A 15,943-nucleotide genomic window follows, 5' to 3' on the forward strand; every position below is an offset into this window, starting at 1 on the left:
GCTTGCCATGAACGAACTGCTGCAGTGGCTGCTGACGCCCATCAGTGGCTCCACGCACCACGAGATCGCCCCCTGGGCCTACTGGCATGCGCGGGTCATGGTGCTGGCGTGGGCCATCGTGCTGCCACTGGGCATTTTGGTGGCGCGCTTCTTCAAGGTCATGCCGGGCCAGAACTGGCCTGCCGTGCGCGACAACAAGGCCTGGTGGCACGCGCACCGGGGGCTGCAGTACGCCGGCTTCGCGTTGATGCTCCTGGGCGTTGCGCTTGCCTGGGGCAACGCCCGCGGGGCGCACCCGGTGGCGACCCTGCACGGTGCCATGGGATGGGGCGTGCTGGGCCTGGTGATCGTGCAGATAGCGTCTGCCTGGGCGCGCGGCACCAAGGGCGGGCCCACCAGCGCGCAGATGCGCGGCGACCACTTCGACATGACGCCCACGCGCGTGACCTTCGAGCATGTCCACAAGGCGGGTGGCTACATCGCACTGCTGGCATCCGTTGCCACGATCTTGCTGGGCCTCTTTGCCGTCGATGCCCCGCGGTGGATGTGGATCGTGCTGGTGGCGTGGTGGCTGGTGCTGGGCGCAGTGTTCGCCGTCCTGCAGCACCGCGGTCGCTGCATGGACACCTACCAGGCCATCTGGGGCCCTGACACGGGCACGCCGGCCAGCCAGCGGCCGCCCGTGGGCTGGGGCGTCAAACGCTACACCGCCGACCAGTGGCAACAGAAGTTCGGGCCGCCCCCGCCGCCGCGCATGCCCCACCAACAACGATAGGCAATCAGGAGAACACATGGCAGGACTGGAACTACGCAATGTCGTCAAGCGCTTCGGCGATGTGACGGTCGTGCAGCAGATGGATTTGTCCATTCAAGAGGGCGAGTTCATCGTGCTGCTCGGTGAATCGGGCTGCGGCAAGAGCACGACGCTGCGGATGATCGCTGGGCTGGAGGAGGTCACGCAGGGGCAGATCCTGATCGGCGGCCGAGACGTGACGCACGCCGCGCCCATGGACCGCGACATCGCGATGGTGTTCCAGAACTACGCGCTGTATCCGCACATGAACGTGGCCGAGAACATGTCGTTCGCGCTGCGGCTCTCGGGCCGGTCCAAGGCCGAGATCGCCGACAAGGTGAACGCAGCCGCACGCATCCTCAACATCGAGCATCTGCTCGAACGCAAGCCCAAGGAGCTGTCGGGCGGGCAGCGGCAGCGTGTGGCGATCGGCCGGTCCATCGTCCGGGAGCCCAAGGTCTTCCTGTTCGACGAGCCCCTGTCCAACCTGGACGCCAAGCTGCGGGGCCACATGCGCGCAGAACTGGCCCTGCTGCACGAAAGACTGGCCAAGACCACGGTGTACGTCACCCACGACCAGGTGGAGGCGATGACGCTGGCGTCGCGCATCGTGATCTTCGACAAAGGGCGCATCCAGCAGGTCGGTACACCGTCAGAGGTTTTCACGCGCCCCGCCAGCCTGTTCGTGGCGGGCTTCATCGGCACGCCCACCATGAATTTCTTTCAGGCGCGCTACACCCTGGACCAGGGCCTGGGCATCCTGCGCGGGGAGGGGTTCGCGTGGGCGGCCCCCGAGTGGCTGGTGGCCAAGCAGCCGCGGCCCGACCAGGCGCTCACGCTGGGCTTGCGCCCCCAGGCCTTGCGGCCCCGGGGCGACTACAACAGCCTGCTCAGCCTGCAGGTGGATGTCGTGGAGTACCTGGGCACCGAAAGCCAGGTCGTGGGCCACATGAACACGCCCTCCGGGCAGCGCGTGGCGGCGATGGTGCCCGGCAATGCGCAGAGCCAGTTGCACCAGCGCATCGATCTGGGCTTCGACACCGCGGACATGCATGTCTTCGACACCGAATCCGGCCGCTCGCTGCACCTTTGAACCTGCTTTCACCCCATCTCGACGCGCACCACCCCTTATGCCCCAGGAGACAACCATGCAAAGACGCGACTTCGTCAAACGTGCCAGTGCCACCGTGTTCGGCGCCAGCCTGCCTTTCAGCGGCATCCGTGCGCAGAGCCGCTATTCCAAGTATGCGGGTCAGACCGTCACGTTCAGCGTGCCGTCGCACCCGCACTACGACGCCATGATGAAGATCCTGCCGGAGTTCACCAAGGAAACCGGCATCAAGGTCGAGACCGACCGCCTGGCCATGGGCCGCATGAAGGAAAAGCAGCTGCTGGAGATGGCCAAGCCGCAGGGCGACTATGACCTGGGCTGCTATGTGGTGATGTGGAAGGGCGAATACGTCGCCAAGAACCTGATCCGGCCGCTCGATCCCTTCTTGCAGAACCCCGCGCTCGCAGACCCCGCCTACGACATCAAGGACATCATCCCCGTCTACCTGGAAAACCTGGGCCTGGTGGGCGGCCCCAAAGGCTACCTGGCAGGGCCGGGCGCCAAGCTCTACGGCCTGCCGTACGGCGCGGAGACGTCGGTGCTGGCCTACCGCAAGGACATCTTTGCCAAGCACAACCTCAAGGTCCCCGAGACCTATGCCGATCTCGGCCAGCTGCTCAGGGTCATCAGGGACAAGGAAGGCATTGGCGCGCTGGCCTCGCGCGGGCAGGCCGGCCACCAGGCGGTGCATGCCTGGCTGCTGCACCTCAACCCCCTGGGCGGCAGCGTGTTCGACGACCAGTGGCGCGTGCGCTTCAACGACAAGGTGGGCGTCGAGGCGCTCAAGTTCCTGCAGGAGGTGGTCGCTACCGGGCCGGCGGGCATTCCAGGGTACGGACAGGGCGAGAGCAACACCGCGTTCCTGCAGGGGCAGGCCGCGATGTACCTCGACTCCACGTCCATCGCGGGCCTGGTGAACGATCCGGCCAAGTCCAAGATCGTGGGCAAGGTGAGCTGGGCGCTGCATCCGATGGGCACCCGCCGGGCATCGCAGTCGGGCGGCCTGGGCCTGGCCATTGCGAAGAATGCCAAGAACGCGGATGCAGGCTTTCTGCTCATGCAGTGGCTCACCTCGAAGGCGCAGGACAAGGCCGTGACCAAGGCGGGCGGTGCGCCCACGCGCAACTCGACGCTGGCCGACGCCGACCTGGTGCGGCAGTACCCCGAGTTCATCACCTTCAAGGAAGCCCTCAAGTACTCCAACCCCGACTGGCGCCCGATCATTCCTGTTTGGGACAAGATCAACGTGCAGGCACTGGGGGTGGGCATCTCGGAGGCGCTGACCGGCAAGAAGACCGCCGAGGCTGCGCTCAACGACCTGGTGGCCCCGGTCACGCAGATCATGCGCGAAGCCGGCTACAAGGTCTGAGGAGCGTACGGCATGCGCACCCCCTCCTGGGTTCCTCTCCTCTATGTGGGGCCGGCCGCGCTGATCATGGCCGCGGCCTGCCTCTACCCGGTCCTCTCGGCCTTTCAGCTGGGCCTGTACGACTGGAGCATGGGCACGCCGTGGAGCGAAGCCCGCTGGGTCGGCCTCGATGCCTTCGCGGCCGCCTTCAAGAACCCGCGGGTCTGGTCGTCGCTCTGGACCACGCTGATGTTCGCCGGCGTCTGCGTCACGGCAGAGATGCTGCTGGGCATCGCGCTGGCGTTGGCCCTGGAGCGGCCCGTGCGCGGCACGGCCATCTTCCGCACCCTGTTTATCCTGCCGATGATGATCGCGCCCATCGCCGTGGGCTTGGCGTGGCGCTACATGTTCGATGCGCAGTTCGGCCTGATCAATGCCGTGCTGGGCCTGTTCAAGATCGCCCCCCTGACCTGGCTGGCAGACCCCACGCTCGCGTTCGCCGCGATCGTGATTGCCGACATCTGGCAGTGGACGCCGTTCGTTTTCATCATGATGGTCGCGGCGCTGGCCAACGTGGATGGCGCCGTGATCGAAGCGTCGCGCATCGACGGCGCCAACTGGTGGCAGATGACCACCCTGGTGAAGCTGCCCATGATCGCGCACGTCATCGCCATCACCTTGATGATGCGGCTGGTCGATGCCTTCCGCGTGCTGGAAGTCATCTATGTGCTGACCTTCGGCGGGCCCGGCGATTCAACCGAGATCCTGGCGCTTCACATCTACAAGACCGCCTTCGTGGGCCAACAGCTCGGTGTGGCGGCGGCGATCTCCGTGCTGCTGCTGGTGGTGGTGGCCGGGCTGTCGTTTGCGGCGCTGCGCATTTCCAACCCGCTGGACAGCAAAAAGTAAGCGAGGCCGGACATGTCCATGAAACGCTCTCCCGTCCTCGTCACCGCGCACTACGCCATGCTGGTGGGCCTGGCCCTGCTGTGCATCGCGCCCATCGCGGTCATCTTCGCCACCAGCCTGCGCCAGCAGGTCAACATCTTCTCCGAGCCGCTGAATTTTCTCTTCACGCCCACGCTGGAGAACTACCGCGCCGTGCTGCAGGAAGACAAGTTGGACCGCTACCTCTACAACAGCCTGTTCGTCGGCGTGATCTCCACTGCCGTGACGCTGGTCCTGGGCTGCATGGCGGCGTATGGCCTGGCGCGCTTTCGCTTTCCCGGGCGGCATGCGCTGGCCTACACCACGCTGCTGCTCCGAACGGTGCCGCTGGCCGTGATGGCGATTCCGGTGTTCCTCATCTGGAACGAATGGCATCTGGTCAACAGCCTGTGGGGCCTGGTCCTCCTGTACGTGGCGGTCAACCTGCCGTTCACGATCTGGCTGCTGTACGGCTTCGTGCTGCAGGTGCCGGTCGAGCTGGAAGAAGCCGCCGCCATCGACGGCTGCGGCCCCATCAGGGTGTTCACCAAGGTGCTCCTGCCGCTGATGGCGCCGGGGCTGGCCGCGGCGTCGATCTTCACCTTCCGCATCGCCTGGAACGAGTTCATCCTCGCCCTGGTGCTCACCGACCGCCACACCCGCACCTTGCCCGTGGCTGCATCGCTGTTCATCACCGACATGGGAGTGGACTGGGGGCGGGTGATGGCCATGGGCAGCCTCATTGCCATTCCGCCGCTGATCTTCACCTTCGTCGCGGCCCGCCAGATCATCACCGGGCTGACGGCCGGCGCCGTCAAGGGCTGACGCCCCGCCGGATCGCCGTGCTCCGCTTGCCTGACGCCGAACCTTTCCCCCAGTCACCGCACAGACCTTATGAGAATCACGCAGAAGCTGAGCATTGCGCAGAAACTTTTTGCCTTGTCGACCACGCTCGCCGCGCTGGTGCTGCTGGGTGCATGGCAGGTGTCCGACCGGCTCGGTACGGTGGCCGGCAAGGCTGCGGCGTCGGCCGAAGCCGGTGCCATCGCCGACAGCGTGGGGGCCGCGCAGCAGATGCTGGGCATCACGGTCGCGCTGGTGGTGGCCGGTCTGCTGGCCTTGGCGTGGTGGGTGGGGAGCGTGCTGCGCCGGCGCGTGGCGCTGGCGCGCAAGTTCACCGACGACGTGCGGGTGGGCAACCTCACCACGCTGATCCACGATCCGGTGGCCGACGAGTTCTCGCCGCTCATGACGGCGATGCGCGAGATGCAGGAGTCGCTGACCAAGGTGGTCACCAAGGTGCGGGCGGGCGCTCAAGAGGTCTCCATCGCTAGCGACGAAATATCGCAGGCCAACACCGACCTGTCGGAGCGCACCGAGCGCCAGGCGATGTCGCTGCGGCAGACCTCCGACGCCATCGACGCGCTGGCCAGCAGCGCCTCGCTCGTGGGGGCCAAGTCCGACTCCGGCAACACGATTGCGCAGCAGACGGCCCAGGCGGGCGAACACGGCAACCGGGCCTTTGCCTCGGTGCAGCAGACGATGCAGCAGATCGCGTCGGACTCGGCGCGTGCCGCGGATATCATCTCGCTGATCGACGGCATTGCGTTCCAGACCAACATCCTGGCGCTCAACGCGGCGGTCGAGGCGGCCCGCGCGGGGGAGCAGGGCCGGGGCTTTGCCGTGGTGGCCAGCGAGGTGCGGTCGCTGGCCCAGCGCAGCGCTGATGCGGCCAAGGAGATCAAGGAGCTGCTGACCGGCAGCAGCGACCGCATCGCCACCGGTGCGAACCTTGTGCACACCGCGGCCAGGCAGCTGAGCGGCATGACGCAGGCCATCCACAGCGCCACCAGCATCATGACGGAGATCGCGCAGTCGAGCCGCACCCAGCGCCAGAACGTCGGCGAGGTGATCCAGTCCATCGAGATGATCGACCAGGCCACGCAGCAGAACGCCGCGCTGGTGGAGCAGACGGCCGCCGCCTCGCAGCAGCTGCGCCTGCAGGCGGCCCGCCTAGTCGAGTCCGTCAACGTCTTCACGCTGAACGGGTCGGCGCGCGAGGCCGAGGAGCAGGTGCGGCGCGCCGTGGCCCTCATCCACCAGGTGGGCCCGGAAAAGGCCTACGCCGAGTTCACCCGCGGCACCAATTTCAAGGACCGGGATTTGTACATCACGGTGTACGACTTCGGCGGCCGCAACCTGGCCCACGGCGCCAACCCCGCCAACGTGGGCAAGACGCTGATCGACATGAAGGACTTCAACGGCGTGCCCATCGTCAAGAACTCCCGCGATCTGGCCCGGGACCGCAACAGCGGGTGGTCTGCGCCGTACCACATCCTCAATCCCGTCACGCAGCGCGTCATGGTCAAGAAGGCCTATGTGCAGCGGGTGGGCGACACGTTCGTCTCGTCCGGCGTCTATGTGCTGGACATCGAGTGAGCAGATTCATGGACAAGCAGGTAAATGGGGGGAATGCCGTATGAAGCGAAGAGCCTTGTTGATCCGGTCGGCGTGCGCCGCCGCCGTCCCGGCAGCCTTTGTGCCGTCTTTGCGGGCCGCCGATATCTATGCGCGCTACCGTGGGCAGAAGGTCGTGCTGAGCTTGCCCAAACACCACCATTACGACGCTGCGATCAAGCTGTTTCCGCAGTTCACCCAGGAGACCGGCATCCTGGTGGAGTTCGAGCAGCTGCCGATTGCGGAGATGAAGAAGAAGCAGTTGGTGGAGATGGCCAAGGGCCAGGGCGGCTACGACCTGATTTCGTACGTCGTGATGTGGAAGGGCGAGTACGTCAAGAAGAACTTCATCCGCGAGATCGAGCCCTTTCTCAAGAACCCGCAGCTGGCACTCGGTGATTTCGACCTGCCGGACGTCATTCCCAGCTTTCTGGAAAACATCGGGCTGGTGGGTGGCTGGAAGGGCTACCTGGCGGGCGGTGCCGCCAAGCTGTACGGACTGCCCTATGGCGCCGAGACCTCCGTGCTGGCGTACCGCAGCGACATCTTCGACAAGCTCAACCTCAAGGCGCCCACGTCGTACTTCGAGCTCGAACAGATGCTGCCGGTGCTCCACGACAAGGCGGGCATGGGAGCGCTCGCGTCGCGGGGCAAAGAGGGGCACCAGTGCGTGCACGCCTGGCTGCTGCACCTGAACCCGCTCAACGGTGGCATCTTCGAGAACAGCTGGCTGCCCCGCTTCAATGATGCGGCGGGCGTGCGCGCGGCGCAGCTGCTCAAGAAGATCATCGACACCGGCCCGGCAGGGGCGCTCAATTTCGGCCAGAGCGAGATGATCAACGCCTTCCTGCAGGGCGAGTCCGCCATGTACCTCGACTCCACCCTTATCTTCGGCGCGGTGCGCGACCCCAAGCTGTCCAAGGTCAACGGCAAGGTGGCGTTTGCCAGGCATCCGCGCGGCAGCAGGTATGCCTCACAGACCGGGGGTCTGGGCCTCGCCATCCCCACCAACGCCAGGAACGCCGACAGTGCGTTCTTGCTGATGCAGTGGCTCACCGCAAAAAACCAGGACAAGGCGGTGTGCCACCTGGGCGGCATGCCGCACCGCATGTCCACCCTGGCAGACGAGAGCCTGGGCAGGAAGTACCCGGAGTTCCAGATGCTGTCGCGCAGCATCGGGGACGCCAATCCCAACTGGCGGCCCATCATTGCGCAGTGGGACGAGATCAACACCGATGTGCTGGGCAAGAGCATCCACGACGTGATCGCAGGGCGCCAACCCGCCGAAGCTGCATTGAACGATGCCGCCCAGGCCGTGAAGAAGATCATGCAGCGCGAGGGTTACATCACTTGAGGGCCGTACCAGCGGCTGAGCAGCCACGGGTGGCGGAGGCCAAAGGTCAGCCGGCGGGCACTGCCTGCAAGCCCGTGGCCGGTGGGCCGTGGCATGGGGACCGGCGAATTCTTTCGGCCTGCGCTGCGCCAGGTTGGCCGTGTAGACACGGGGGCGGAGGCCCTCAGACCCGCTTGCAAAAGAAGGTAGTGCCGCAGAACGCGCCATCGGGCATGAGGGCGTAGTCGGGCACCACGCCCACCCGCTGCCAGCCGGCGCACTCGTACAGGCGCTCGGCGTCGCCGCCCGTCACCGTGTCGAGCACCAGCACCGCCTTGCCCGCATCGCGCGCGGCCTCGTCCACGGCGGCCATCAGGCGCTGGGCCACGCCCTGGCGGCGGGCCTGGCGGTGGACCAGCATCTTGGCCACGTCGGCGCGGTGGGGCTGGTTGTCGGGCATGGCGGTGATGAGCTGCACCGTGCCCACGACGCACCCCTGTGCATCCTCGGCCACCAGCAGCACGCGCTCGTTGCGCGCCACGCCATCGGCCACGCCGCGCCAGAAGGCCAGGGCCTTGTCGTGCGGCAGGGGCCACATGAAGCTGACCGACGCACCGCCTTGCACGCAGTCGATCAGCACCTTGGCCAGGGCCTCAGCGCAGGCGGCGGCCTCGTCGGCACCCAGGCGGCGGATGGTGATGCCGGGCGCCTCGTTGGCGGTGGCGGTGTCGGGGGAGGGCGGCAGGGTGGTGTCGGTCATGGCTTTCTCCGGGCCGTGGGGGCAGAAGCGGGGAGGGTGGTCAAGGCGACCACGTAGCGCGCGGCCTGCGCGCCGGGGTTGTGGAAGACGACGGGCCGGTTGAGCTGCATGGCCAGGCAGTCGCCCGCGGCCAGCGCCCAGGTGGTCTCGCCCACGGTCAGGTCCATGCGGCCTTCGATCAGCCAGACCTGCTGGTGGATGTCGGCGTCATGCACCGCGGAATCGAGCGACACGCGCTGGCCGGGCGGGAACACCACCTCCACCAGTTGCAGCGGCGAAGGCGCGGGCGGCGAGAGCCGGCGGCGCACGTAGCCCGATGCCGGGTCCTGCCACCGCGGCTGGTCGGCAGCTCGGATCAGGGGCGAGGGGGCTGCGGCGTTGTCGCTGCTGTCTTCAAAGAACGACGCCAGCGCCACGCTCAGGCCGATGGCCAGCTTGTCGAGCACGGCAGCCGTGGGGCTGCTCTGGCCGCGCTCGATCAGCGAGATGTTCGAGCGGCTCACGCCACTGCGTTCCGCCAGGGTCTCCAGCGAATAGCCGCGTGCGGTGCGCAGATCGCGCAGGCGCTGGGCGATGCGGGTGTTGATGTCCATGGTGGCAGTTTAATGGAAAATTAATCCATTAAAATGGATGATCACTGCGTCACGGCCTGTGTCGCTGCCCTTAATGGTCGTGTGGCATGTCGCTTCCCGCCATCCACACGGCGTCAGGTGTTGGACAAGATTGCTCCTTTTTTCATAGCTAATGGCGCTTGCCAGTAAAGCGGTACAGGCATTTTTTTTACAAAAATGGGCAGCTCCAGGGGCTTTGCCCGCGTGCATGCACGGGCCGCGGCCGCTCCAAAGCCGCCACGCCTGATACTGTGTGCACGTTGTATTCCCCATAAAAATTTCAGGAGACCCAAGCCATGAACCTGCCTTTCCAACCGTTGGACGCCGACCTGTTCAGCCGCGTGCAACCTCTGCTGGACGACGAGTGGCTGGGGCGCGACCCCGATCTCGCTCCGGTGCTGCCCACCGTGCTCGCGCGCAATGTGGGCCAGGACTGGCACAAGGCGGGCACCTTCCGGCACCACCTGGTCGGCGTGGCGCGGTCGCTCACGGTGTGGCAGCAGCCGCGCGATGTGCGGCTGCTGGGCCTGCTGCACAGCGTGTACGGCAATGCCTTCGTGGACCTGGTGAAGTTCGACCCCGCCAAGGAACGGGCCCGCGTGCGCGAGATCGCGGGTGAGTCGGCCGAGCACCTGGTGTACCTGTTCTGCACGCAGTCGCGCACGCAGTTCGTGCAGAAGGTGCTGGCCGGTGCGCTGGAGGGCGACGGTAGCCTGGTGCTGGAGCAGGACGCGGGCCAAGGCGGCGGGCACCGCGTGCTCACGCCCTATGAGGTGGCGGTGTTCATCATCGTGAGCATGGCCGACACCATCGAGCAGTGGTTCAGCTGGCAGGACGACATCTTCTCGCGCTTTCCGGCGGTGCAGCACCGCCCGCAAGCGGTGCACTGGGCGGCGTCGCTGTGGCCCGGCCCGATGCGGCCCACTGGGCGCATGGTCTCGCAGATCACTGGCCTCGCGCTCGCACTGCAGCACCCGGGTCTGCAGGGCCTGCTGCCGATGCCGCCCGTGTTCGCCCGCTGCACCCAGCCCCTGGCGCCCGCGGACGAGGCGGCGGCCGCGTCGCTGTACTGGTCGGTGATCCAGCAGGACCAGCCGCTGGTGGACCTGGACGTGGCCACCGGCGTGCTGGAAAGCGCCGTGCACCACAACCCCTGGGTGGGGGAGCCGCAAATGGTGCTGGCGCAGTTGTACCTGTCGGCCGGGCGCCAGGACGACGCGCGAGTGGCCGCCGCGAGCGCGCTGCAGCTCTTCAGCGCCTGGGGCAATTCGTGGGACAAGCGCGTGCAGTGGGACGCCTGGGTGGCCTGGACGCGCATCCTGCTGCAGGGCGCCACGGTAGGCGGCACCTGGCCCGAGCGCCTGGACAAGCTGAACAACGTCGCGCTCAGAGCTTAGGCAGCCGTTGCGCTCGCCCCAGCCCGGGGCGACACCGACATCCTTGGGTCGAACCAGTGCGCAGTGCGCGTGCGGGTCGGTGCATGTGCGGCTTCTTTATGCTCACAGGTTCTAAGAAAATAAGAACCTATTCGTTCCGGTTTTATTGGGTAAACCCTAATATGCGAAACATCTCTTAACGAAAAGGTATTCCCGTGAACAAGCGCTCGCTGCTGCAAACCACTCTCGCCCTGGCCCTGGCCGCAGGTTTCTCCACCGGCGTGATGGCGCAAGACAAGCCCCTGAAGATCGGCGTGACGGGCGGCCCCCACGCCCAGATCTTCGAGCAGGTCAAGAAGATCGCCGAGAAGGACGGCCTGAAGATTCAGATCGTCGAGTTCAGCGACTACGTGCAGCCCAACGCCGCGCTGGCCGCTGGCGACCTGGATGCCAACAGCTACCAGCACAAGCCCTACCTGGATGCCCAGGTCAAGGACCGCGGCTACAAGCTGGTGCCCGTGGGCTACACGGTCAATTTCCCCATCGGCCTGTATTCCAAGAAGGTCAAGAAGCTCGAAGACCTGAAGGAAGGCGCCAAGTTCGGCATCCCCAACGACCCCACCAACGGCGGCCGCGTGCTGCTGGTGCTGCAGGACAAGGGCCTGATCAAGCTGCGTGACGGTGCGGACCTCAAGGCCACGCCGCTGGACGTGGTGAGCAACCCCAAGAAGCTCAAGTTCGTCGAACTCGACGCGGCCCAGCTTCCCCGCTCGCTCGATGACCTGGACGCTTCGGCCATCAACACCAACTTCGCGCTGTCCGCAGGCCTGAACCCCGGCAAGGACGCCATCGCACAAGAGAACGCCAAGAGCCCCTACGTCAACCTGATCGCCGTGCGCGAAGCCGACAAGGACAAGCCCTGGGTGGCCAAGCTGGTGAAGGCCTACCAGTCGGAAGAAGTGAGGAAGTTCATCCAGACCGAGTTCAAGGGTTCGGTGCTGCCGGGCTTCTAAGCGGGCAGCGGGCGGGTCAACACACCGAAGAAGGGCGGCAGTTGCCGCCCTTTTCGTTGGGCGTCGCATTCGGCTCGGGCCAGCCTGCCGGGTGTCTGCAGCCCAGCCGTGGTCGGTGCGCAAACAGCGGTTTGCGACGGAATCGCCGTGGAAAAACGAAGCCCGCTGACAAGGCCGCCATCAGAAATGGCCGCACACTGGCAGCCTTTCAGACGGATAACCATGGCGACGACTTCACCTCGGTCCCCATCAGCGTTGGCATCCACCCCACGGCTTGCTTCAGGTATCGACATGGCCTCCGCCGATCGGGCGCTGGTACTGCAGGGCGGTGGGGCGCTGGGCTCTTACCAGGCGGGCGTCTATGACGTGCTGTTCGATAAATTCCCACACCTGGACTGGGTGGCCGGCGTGTCGATCGGGGCCATCAACGCCGCCTTGATCGCCGGCAATGCGCCGGAGCACCGCGTGGCGCGGCTGCGCGAGTTCTGGCAGCAGGTGTCTTCGGGCTTTGGCCAGCAGGTGCCCGGCATTGCGGGCGACCGCACGGCGCTCAACCAATTGAGCGCGGCCACGGCGGTGCTGTTCGGCATTCCGGGTTTCTTCAAGCCGCGCCTGGACCCGACCCTGTGGCTCGGAGGCGCGGCGCCGGTTGTCAGCTACTACGACACCGGGCCGCTCAAGCTGACGCTGGAGCGGCTGATCGACTTCGACCGGATCAACAATCACCGCAGCATGCGGCTGAGCGTGGGCGCTGTGAACGTGCGCACCGGCAATTCGGTCTACTTCGACAACACGACGCACAAGATCGGTGCCGAGCACATCATGGCCAGCGGCGCGCTGCCGCCGGGCTTTCCGGCGGTGCACATCGACGGCGAGGACTACTGGGATGGCGGCATCGTGTCGAACACGCCGCTGCAGTATGTGCTGGATGTCCATCCGCGCACCCGGCCGCTGGTGGTGCTGCAGGTCGACCTGTTCAGTGCGCGCGGCGCCATGCCCAAGACACTGTCGGAGGTGTCACAGCGGCAAAAGGACATCACGTATTCCAGCCGCACACGGATGAACACCGATGCGCTGTCGGCCAACGTGAACCTGCAGCAGGCGCTGGCCGACCTGATGGAAAAGCTGCCGCCGCACCTGCACGACGACCCCAGCGTGACGGCGCTGTGCGCGCAGATGACGCACAAACCCATCGACATCGTGCACCTCATCTACCGCAACAAGCCCTACGAGCTCGACTCGAAAGACTATGAGTTCTCGCGCACATCGGTGGCGGAGCATTGGGAGGCCGGCATGCGCGACATGCGCAACACGCTGTCGCACCCCGAATGGCTGCAAAGCGAGACCCAGTACGGCGTGACCACCTTCGACCTGGGCGAGCCCGGCGTGCAGCGCGTGCGCCGCCCCGCGCTGGACCTGCAGGGCAGTGCGCCACGCAAACCCAGGCGGCCGCTGTGAGGGGGCGGGCTTGCCGGGTCGCTTTAAGCGGGGCCTAAGTCTTGGCGCAAAGACTGGCAGTGCCTCCAGACGGCGCAGAACGAACGAGTCCTCGGCAACGCGGATGGCGATGGCGATGGCGCACGTGGGACTCGCTCAGTGCCCATTGAATTGACCTTCAACCGACAGCAAGGAATCCGCTCCATGAAGATCGACGACGTCAGGCAACGCGCTTTTGCCATGCCGCTGACCAGCCCGGCATTTCCGCCGGGCCCCTACCGCTTCATGCGACGGGAGTTCATGGTCATCACCTACCGCACCGACCTCGATGCCCTGCGTGCGGTGGTGCCCGAGCCGCTCGAGGTGGTCGAGCCGCTGGTCAAGTACGAGTTCATCCGCATGCCGGACTCCACCGGGTTCGGCGACTACACAGAATCCGGCCAGGTCATCCCCGTGCAACTGCGCACCGCCGCGGGCGTGGAGCAGGGTGCCTACGTGCATTCGATGTACCTCAACGACCACCCGCCCATCGCTGGCGGGCGCGAGCTGTGGGGCTTTCCGAAAAAGCTGGCGTCGCCCGCATTCGCCTACGAGACCGACGTGGTGGTCGGCACGCTGGACTACGGCAAGGTGCGCGTGGCCAGCGCGACGATGGGGTTCAAGCACAAGGCGCTGGAGCCGGGCCCGGTTCTCGCGGGCATTGCCCAGCCCAACTTCCTGCTCAAGATCATTCCGCACGTGGACGGCACGGCCCGCATCTGCGAACTGGTGCGCTACCACATGGTCGACGTCACGCTGCACGGCGCCTGGACCGCACCAGCCTCGCTGGCGTTGCATCCGCATGCGCTGGCGCCCGTGGCCGACCTGCCGGTGCTGAACATCGAGTCCGCCGTGCATTTCATTGCAGACATGACATTGGCGCTGGGTACCGTCGAATACGACTATCTGGCGGCGAAGCAGTAGCTTCTTCATCCACCCGATTTTCCCTTTTCCCTTTTTTCCCCTCTCCCCAACCTCCACACAAGGAAACCTCATGCAGCTCAAAGACAAAGTCGCTTTCATCACCGGCTCGGCCAGCGGTATCGGCAAGGAGATCGCCATCGTCTTCGCGAAGGAGGGCGCCAAGATCGTCATTGCCGACTTGAACAAGGAAGCTGCGGATGCGACAGCGGCAGAACTCAAGGCCACGGGCGCACAGGCCATCGGCGTCGGCGTGGACGTGACGAGCGAAGAGCAGGTGAATGCAGCCGTCGAAGAAGCGGCGACTGCGTTCGGCGGCATCGATATCCTGATCAGCAACGCCGGCATCCAGATCGTGCATCCCGTCGAGGAATTCACCTTCGCTGACTGGAAGAAAATGCTGGCGATCCACCTGGACGGTGCCTTCCTCACCACCAAGGCTTGCCTCCAGCACATGTATGCGCAGGGCCGCGGCGGCAGCGTGATCTACATGGGCTCCGTGCATTCGAAGGAGGCGTCGATGCTCAAGGCGCCCTACGTCACGGCCAAGCATGGCCTGATCGGCCTGTGCAAGACGGTGGCCAAGGAAGGCGCGAAACACGGCGTGCGCGCCAACGTGATCTGCCCCGGCTTCGTTCGCACGCCATTGGTGGAAAAGCAGATCCCCGAGCAGGCCAAGACCCTGGGCATCACCGAAGAGGAAGTCGTGAAGAACGTGATGCTCAAGGAGACCGTGGACGGCGAGTTCACCACCACCGATGACGTCGCGCAGGTCGCGCTGATGTTCGCGGGCTTCCCGACGAACGCGCTGACCGGGCAGTCGCTGGTGGTCAGCCACGGCTGGTTCATGCAGTGACACGCGGATCTGCGTGACGTCACAACCGACTGTTTGATCGAGGGCGTCCGACAGAACGCTCTGGCCAACGGCCTTGAGCGTCTGTGGTCAATGCGTTTGGGGCTGTCTGTGTCGCAAGCAAGCCGGTAAGCCGCAGGTGTGGCCAGTGCCTGCTTGCGTCTAGTAACCATCGGCGCGACCGGGCAACGCTCGCCCGGCGCGCAGTGTGCGTCAGGCGGCTTGTGTGGCGTGGGGCTGATTCGCCGCTGCGGCCGTGTGCGCCTGCACATCGCGGTCGGCGTTGACCAGGGCTGCAGCCTTGGCGTCAGGCCCCATGGCCACGCCTTCGGCACGCACAAAGCGCACGTCGGTGATGCCGAAGAAGCCGAACACCACCTTCAGATAGCTCTCCTGGTGTTCCATGGCCTGGCCACCTTCGCTGGTGGAGTACACGCCGCCGCGGCTCGATGCCACGATCACGGTCTTGCCGCCGGCCAGGCCCACAGGGCCCTTGTCGGTGTACTTGAAGGTGCGGCCGGCCTGGGCGAGGCGGTCGATCCAGGCCTTGAGCTGGCTGGGGATCGAAAAGTTGTACAGCGGCGCACCGATCACGACCACGTCAGCCGCCAGGAACTGGCTCACCAGCGCTTCGGACAGCGCGTTTTCCTGGCGCTCCACGTCGGTGGCGGCGGCCTGGCCGGTGCGAAAACCCATCGACTGGGCCGACAGGTGCGAAGGCGCCTGTACTGCCAGGTCCAGATATTGCACAGTGGTGCCGGGGTGGGCAGCCTTCCAGGCGGCCACGGTGCGGGCGGTCAGCTCGCGGGAGACGGATTGTTCGCCGGTGATGGCCGAGTCGATGTGAAGCAGTTGCATGAGAGAACTCCTGGGAGTGTGTTGGATCGCCGTTGGGTGGGTGCCACGCTGTGTGGCCATGGAATGAATTGTGGAGATTCATCAAAATGTTGATAAGGTACTGAAC

Annotated in this window: 14 protein-coding genes and 2 pseudogenes; 13 read left to right on the top strand and 3 right to left on the bottom strand. The window is 65.7% G+C overall.

Features of this window, described 5'->3' with window-relative positions; genetic code table 11:
- Positions 1–7 precede the first annotated feature (7 nt).
- The 8 genes and pseudogenes from ACSQ3D_RS07840 (at position 8) to ACSQ3D_RS07875 (ending at position 7,990) form a co-directional block, all read left to right on the top strand.
- Positions 8–775, top strand: a complete 768-nt coding sequence (locus tag ACSQ3D_RS07840) for a cytochrome b561 domain-containing protein (protein ID WP_056412619.1) — start codon at positions 8–10, stop codon at positions 773–775.
- Positions 776–791: 16 nt separating this feature from the next.
- Positions 792–1,886: an ABC transporter ATP-binding protein gene (locus ACSQ3D_RS07845; protein ID WP_056412616.1), complete on the top strand. Its 1,095-nt coding sequence runs from the start codon at positions 792–794 to the stop codon at positions 1,884–1,886.
- Between the two features lie 55 nt (positions 1,887–1,941).
- Entirely contained in the window at positions 1,942–3,273 is a 1,332-nt protein-coding gene (locus ACSQ3D_RS07850) for an extracellular solute-binding protein (RefSeq protein ID WP_056412752.1), read from the top strand.
- Between the two features lie 12 nt (positions 3,274–3,285).
- Positions 3,286–4,161 carry a carbohydrate ABC transporter permease gene (locus ACSQ3D_RS07855; RefSeq protein ID WP_436126490.1) on the top strand — a complete coding sequence of 292 codons (876 nt, stop codon included), beginning with the start codon at positions 3,286–3,288 and terminating at the stop codon, positions 4,159–4,161.
- Positions 4,162–4,179: 18 nt separating this feature from the next.
- Positions 4,180–5,004, top strand: a complete 825-nt coding sequence (locus tag ACSQ3D_RS07860; protein ID WP_436126491.1) for a carbohydrate ABC transporter permease — start codon at positions 4,180–4,182, stop codon at positions 5,002–5,004.
- Between the two features lie 564 nt (positions 5,005–5,568).
- Positions 5,569–6,060 (top strand): annotated as a pseudogene (locus ACSQ3D_RS07865) (methyl-accepting chemotaxis protein); the annotation flags it as partial.
- Between the two features lie 18 nt (positions 6,061–6,078).
- Positions 6,079–6,618 (top strand): annotated as a pseudogene (locus tag ACSQ3D_RS07870) (cache domain-containing protein); the annotation flags it as partial.
- Positions 6,619–6,658: 40 nt separating this feature from the next.
- Entirely contained in the window at positions 6,659–7,990 is a 1,332-nt protein-coding gene (locus tag ACSQ3D_RS07875; protein ID WP_436126492.1) for an ABC transporter substrate-binding protein, read from the top strand.
- Between the two features lie 163 nt (positions 7,991–8,153).
- On the opposite strand, the gene ACSQ3D_RS07880 is transcribed toward ACSQ3D_RS07875, so the two are convergent.
- Both ACSQ3D_RS07880 and ACSQ3D_RS07885 read right to left on the bottom strand, forming a co-directional pair.
- Positions 8,154–8,729: a GNAT family N-acetyltransferase gene (locus tag ACSQ3D_RS07880; protein WP_436126493.1), complete on the bottom strand. Its 576-nt coding sequence runs from the start codon at positions 8,727–8,729 to the stop codon at positions 8,154–8,156.
- A complete protein-coding gene (locus ACSQ3D_RS07885; RefSeq protein ID WP_436126494.1) occupies positions 8,726–9,322 on the bottom strand; it encodes a helix-turn-helix domain-containing protein in 597 nt (198 codons plus the stop codon). Before ACSQ3D_RS07885 ends, ACSQ3D_RS07880 begins: the two co-directional genes overlap by 4 nt.
- Positions 9,323–9,636: 314 nt before the next feature.
- On the opposite strand from ACSQ3D_RS07885, the gene ACSQ3D_RS07890 reads away from it, so the two are divergent.
- From ACSQ3D_RS07890 to ACSQ3D_RS07910, 5 genes are all read left to right on the top strand, one after another.
- On the top strand, positions 9,637–10,737 hold the full coding sequence (locus ACSQ3D_RS07890; RefSeq protein WP_436126495.1) for a DUF6817 domain-containing protein: 1,101 nt from the start codon (positions 9,637–9,639) through the stop codon (positions 10,735–10,737).
- 194 nt (positions 10,738–10,931) lie between these two features.
- Positions 10,932–11,729: a MetQ/NlpA family ABC transporter substrate-binding protein gene (locus ACSQ3D_RS07895; RefSeq protein WP_056412594.1), complete on the top strand. Its 798-nt coding sequence runs from the start codon at positions 10,932–10,934 to the stop codon at positions 11,727–11,729.
- A 291-nt stretch (positions 11,730–12,020) separates the two neighbouring features.
- Entirely contained in the window at positions 12,021–13,187 is a 1,167-nt protein-coding gene (locus tag ACSQ3D_RS07900) for a DUF3734 domain-containing protein (RefSeq protein ID WP_436126496.1), read from the top strand.
- Positions 13,188–13,370: 183 nt separating this feature from the next.
- On the top strand, positions 13,371–14,129 hold the full coding sequence (locus tag ACSQ3D_RS07905) for an acetoacetate decarboxylase (RefSeq protein ID WP_056412588.1): 759 nt from the start codon (positions 13,371–13,373) through the stop codon (positions 14,127–14,129).
- A gap of 70 nt (positions 14,130–14,199) precedes the next feature.
- Positions 14,200–14,982, top strand: coding sequence for a 3-hydroxybutyrate dehydrogenase (locus ACSQ3D_RS07910; protein ID WP_056412585.1), 783 nt, complete (start codon positions 14,200–14,202; stop codon positions 14,980–14,982).
- A 210-nt stretch (positions 14,983–15,192) separates the two neighbouring features.
- On the opposite strand, the gene ACSQ3D_RS07915 is transcribed toward ACSQ3D_RS07910, so the two are convergent.
- Positions 15,193–15,837, bottom strand: coding sequence for an FMN-dependent NADH-azoreductase (locus ACSQ3D_RS07915; RefSeq protein WP_436126497.1), 645 nt, complete (start codon positions 15,835–15,837; stop codon positions 15,193–15,195).
- Positions 15,838–15,943: the final 106 nt, after the last annotated feature.

It is taken from the genome of Acidovorax sp. LjRoot117, assembly GCF_964252695.1.
Taxonomy (GTDB): domain Bacteria; phylum Pseudomonadota; class Gammaproteobacteria; order Burkholderiales; family Burkholderiaceae_C; genus Acidovorax.

Coding starts and splice junctions, on each gene's coding strand:
- ACSQ3D_RS07840 (WP_056412619.1), top strand. CDS start 8: ATGAACGAACTGCTGCAGTGGCTGCTGACGCCCATCAGTGGCTCCACG.
- ACSQ3D_RS07845 (WP_056412616.1), top strand. CDS start 792: ATGGCAGGACTGGAACTACGCAATGTCGTCAAGCGCTTCGGCGATGTG.
- ACSQ3D_RS07850 (WP_056412752.1), top strand. CDS start 1,942: ATGCAAAGACGCGACTTCGTCAAACGTGCCAGTGCCACCGTGTTCGGC.
- ACSQ3D_RS07855 (WP_436126490.1), top strand. CDS start 3,286: ATGCGCACCCCCTCCTGGGTTCCTCTCCTCTATGTGGGGCCGGCCGCG.
- ACSQ3D_RS07860 (WP_436126491.1), top strand. CDS start 4,180: ATGAAACGCTCTCCCGTCCTCGTCACCGCGCACTACGCCATGCTGGTG.
- ACSQ3D_RS07875 (WP_436126492.1), top strand. CDS start 6,659: ATGAAGCGAAGAGCCTTGTTGATCCGGTCGGCGTGCGCCGCCGCCGTC.
- ACSQ3D_RS07880 (WP_436126493.1), bottom strand. CDS start 8,729: ATGACCGACACCACCCTGCCGCCCTCCCCCGACACCGCCACCGCCAAC.
- ACSQ3D_RS07885 (WP_436126494.1), bottom strand. CDS start 9,322: ATGGACATCAACACCCGCATCGCCCAGCGCCTGCGCGATCTGCGCACC.
- ACSQ3D_RS07890 (WP_436126495.1), top strand. CDS start 9,637: ATGAACCTGCCTTTCCAACCGTTGGACGCCGACCTGTTCAGCCGCGTG.
- ACSQ3D_RS07900 (WP_436126496.1), top strand. CDS start 12,021: ATGGCCTCCGCCGATCGGGCGCTGGTACTGCAGGGCGGTGGGGCGCTG.
- ACSQ3D_RS07905 (WP_056412588.1), top strand. CDS start 13,371: ATGAAGATCGACGACGTCAGGCAACGCGCTTTTGCCATGCCGCTGACC.
- ACSQ3D_RS07910 (WP_056412585.1), top strand. CDS start 14,200: ATGCAGCTCAAAGACAAAGTCGCTTTCATCACCGGCTCGGCCAGCGGT.
- ACSQ3D_RS07915 (WP_436126497.1), bottom strand. CDS start 15,837: ATGCAACTGCTTCACATCGACTCGGCCATCACCGGCGAACAATCCGTC.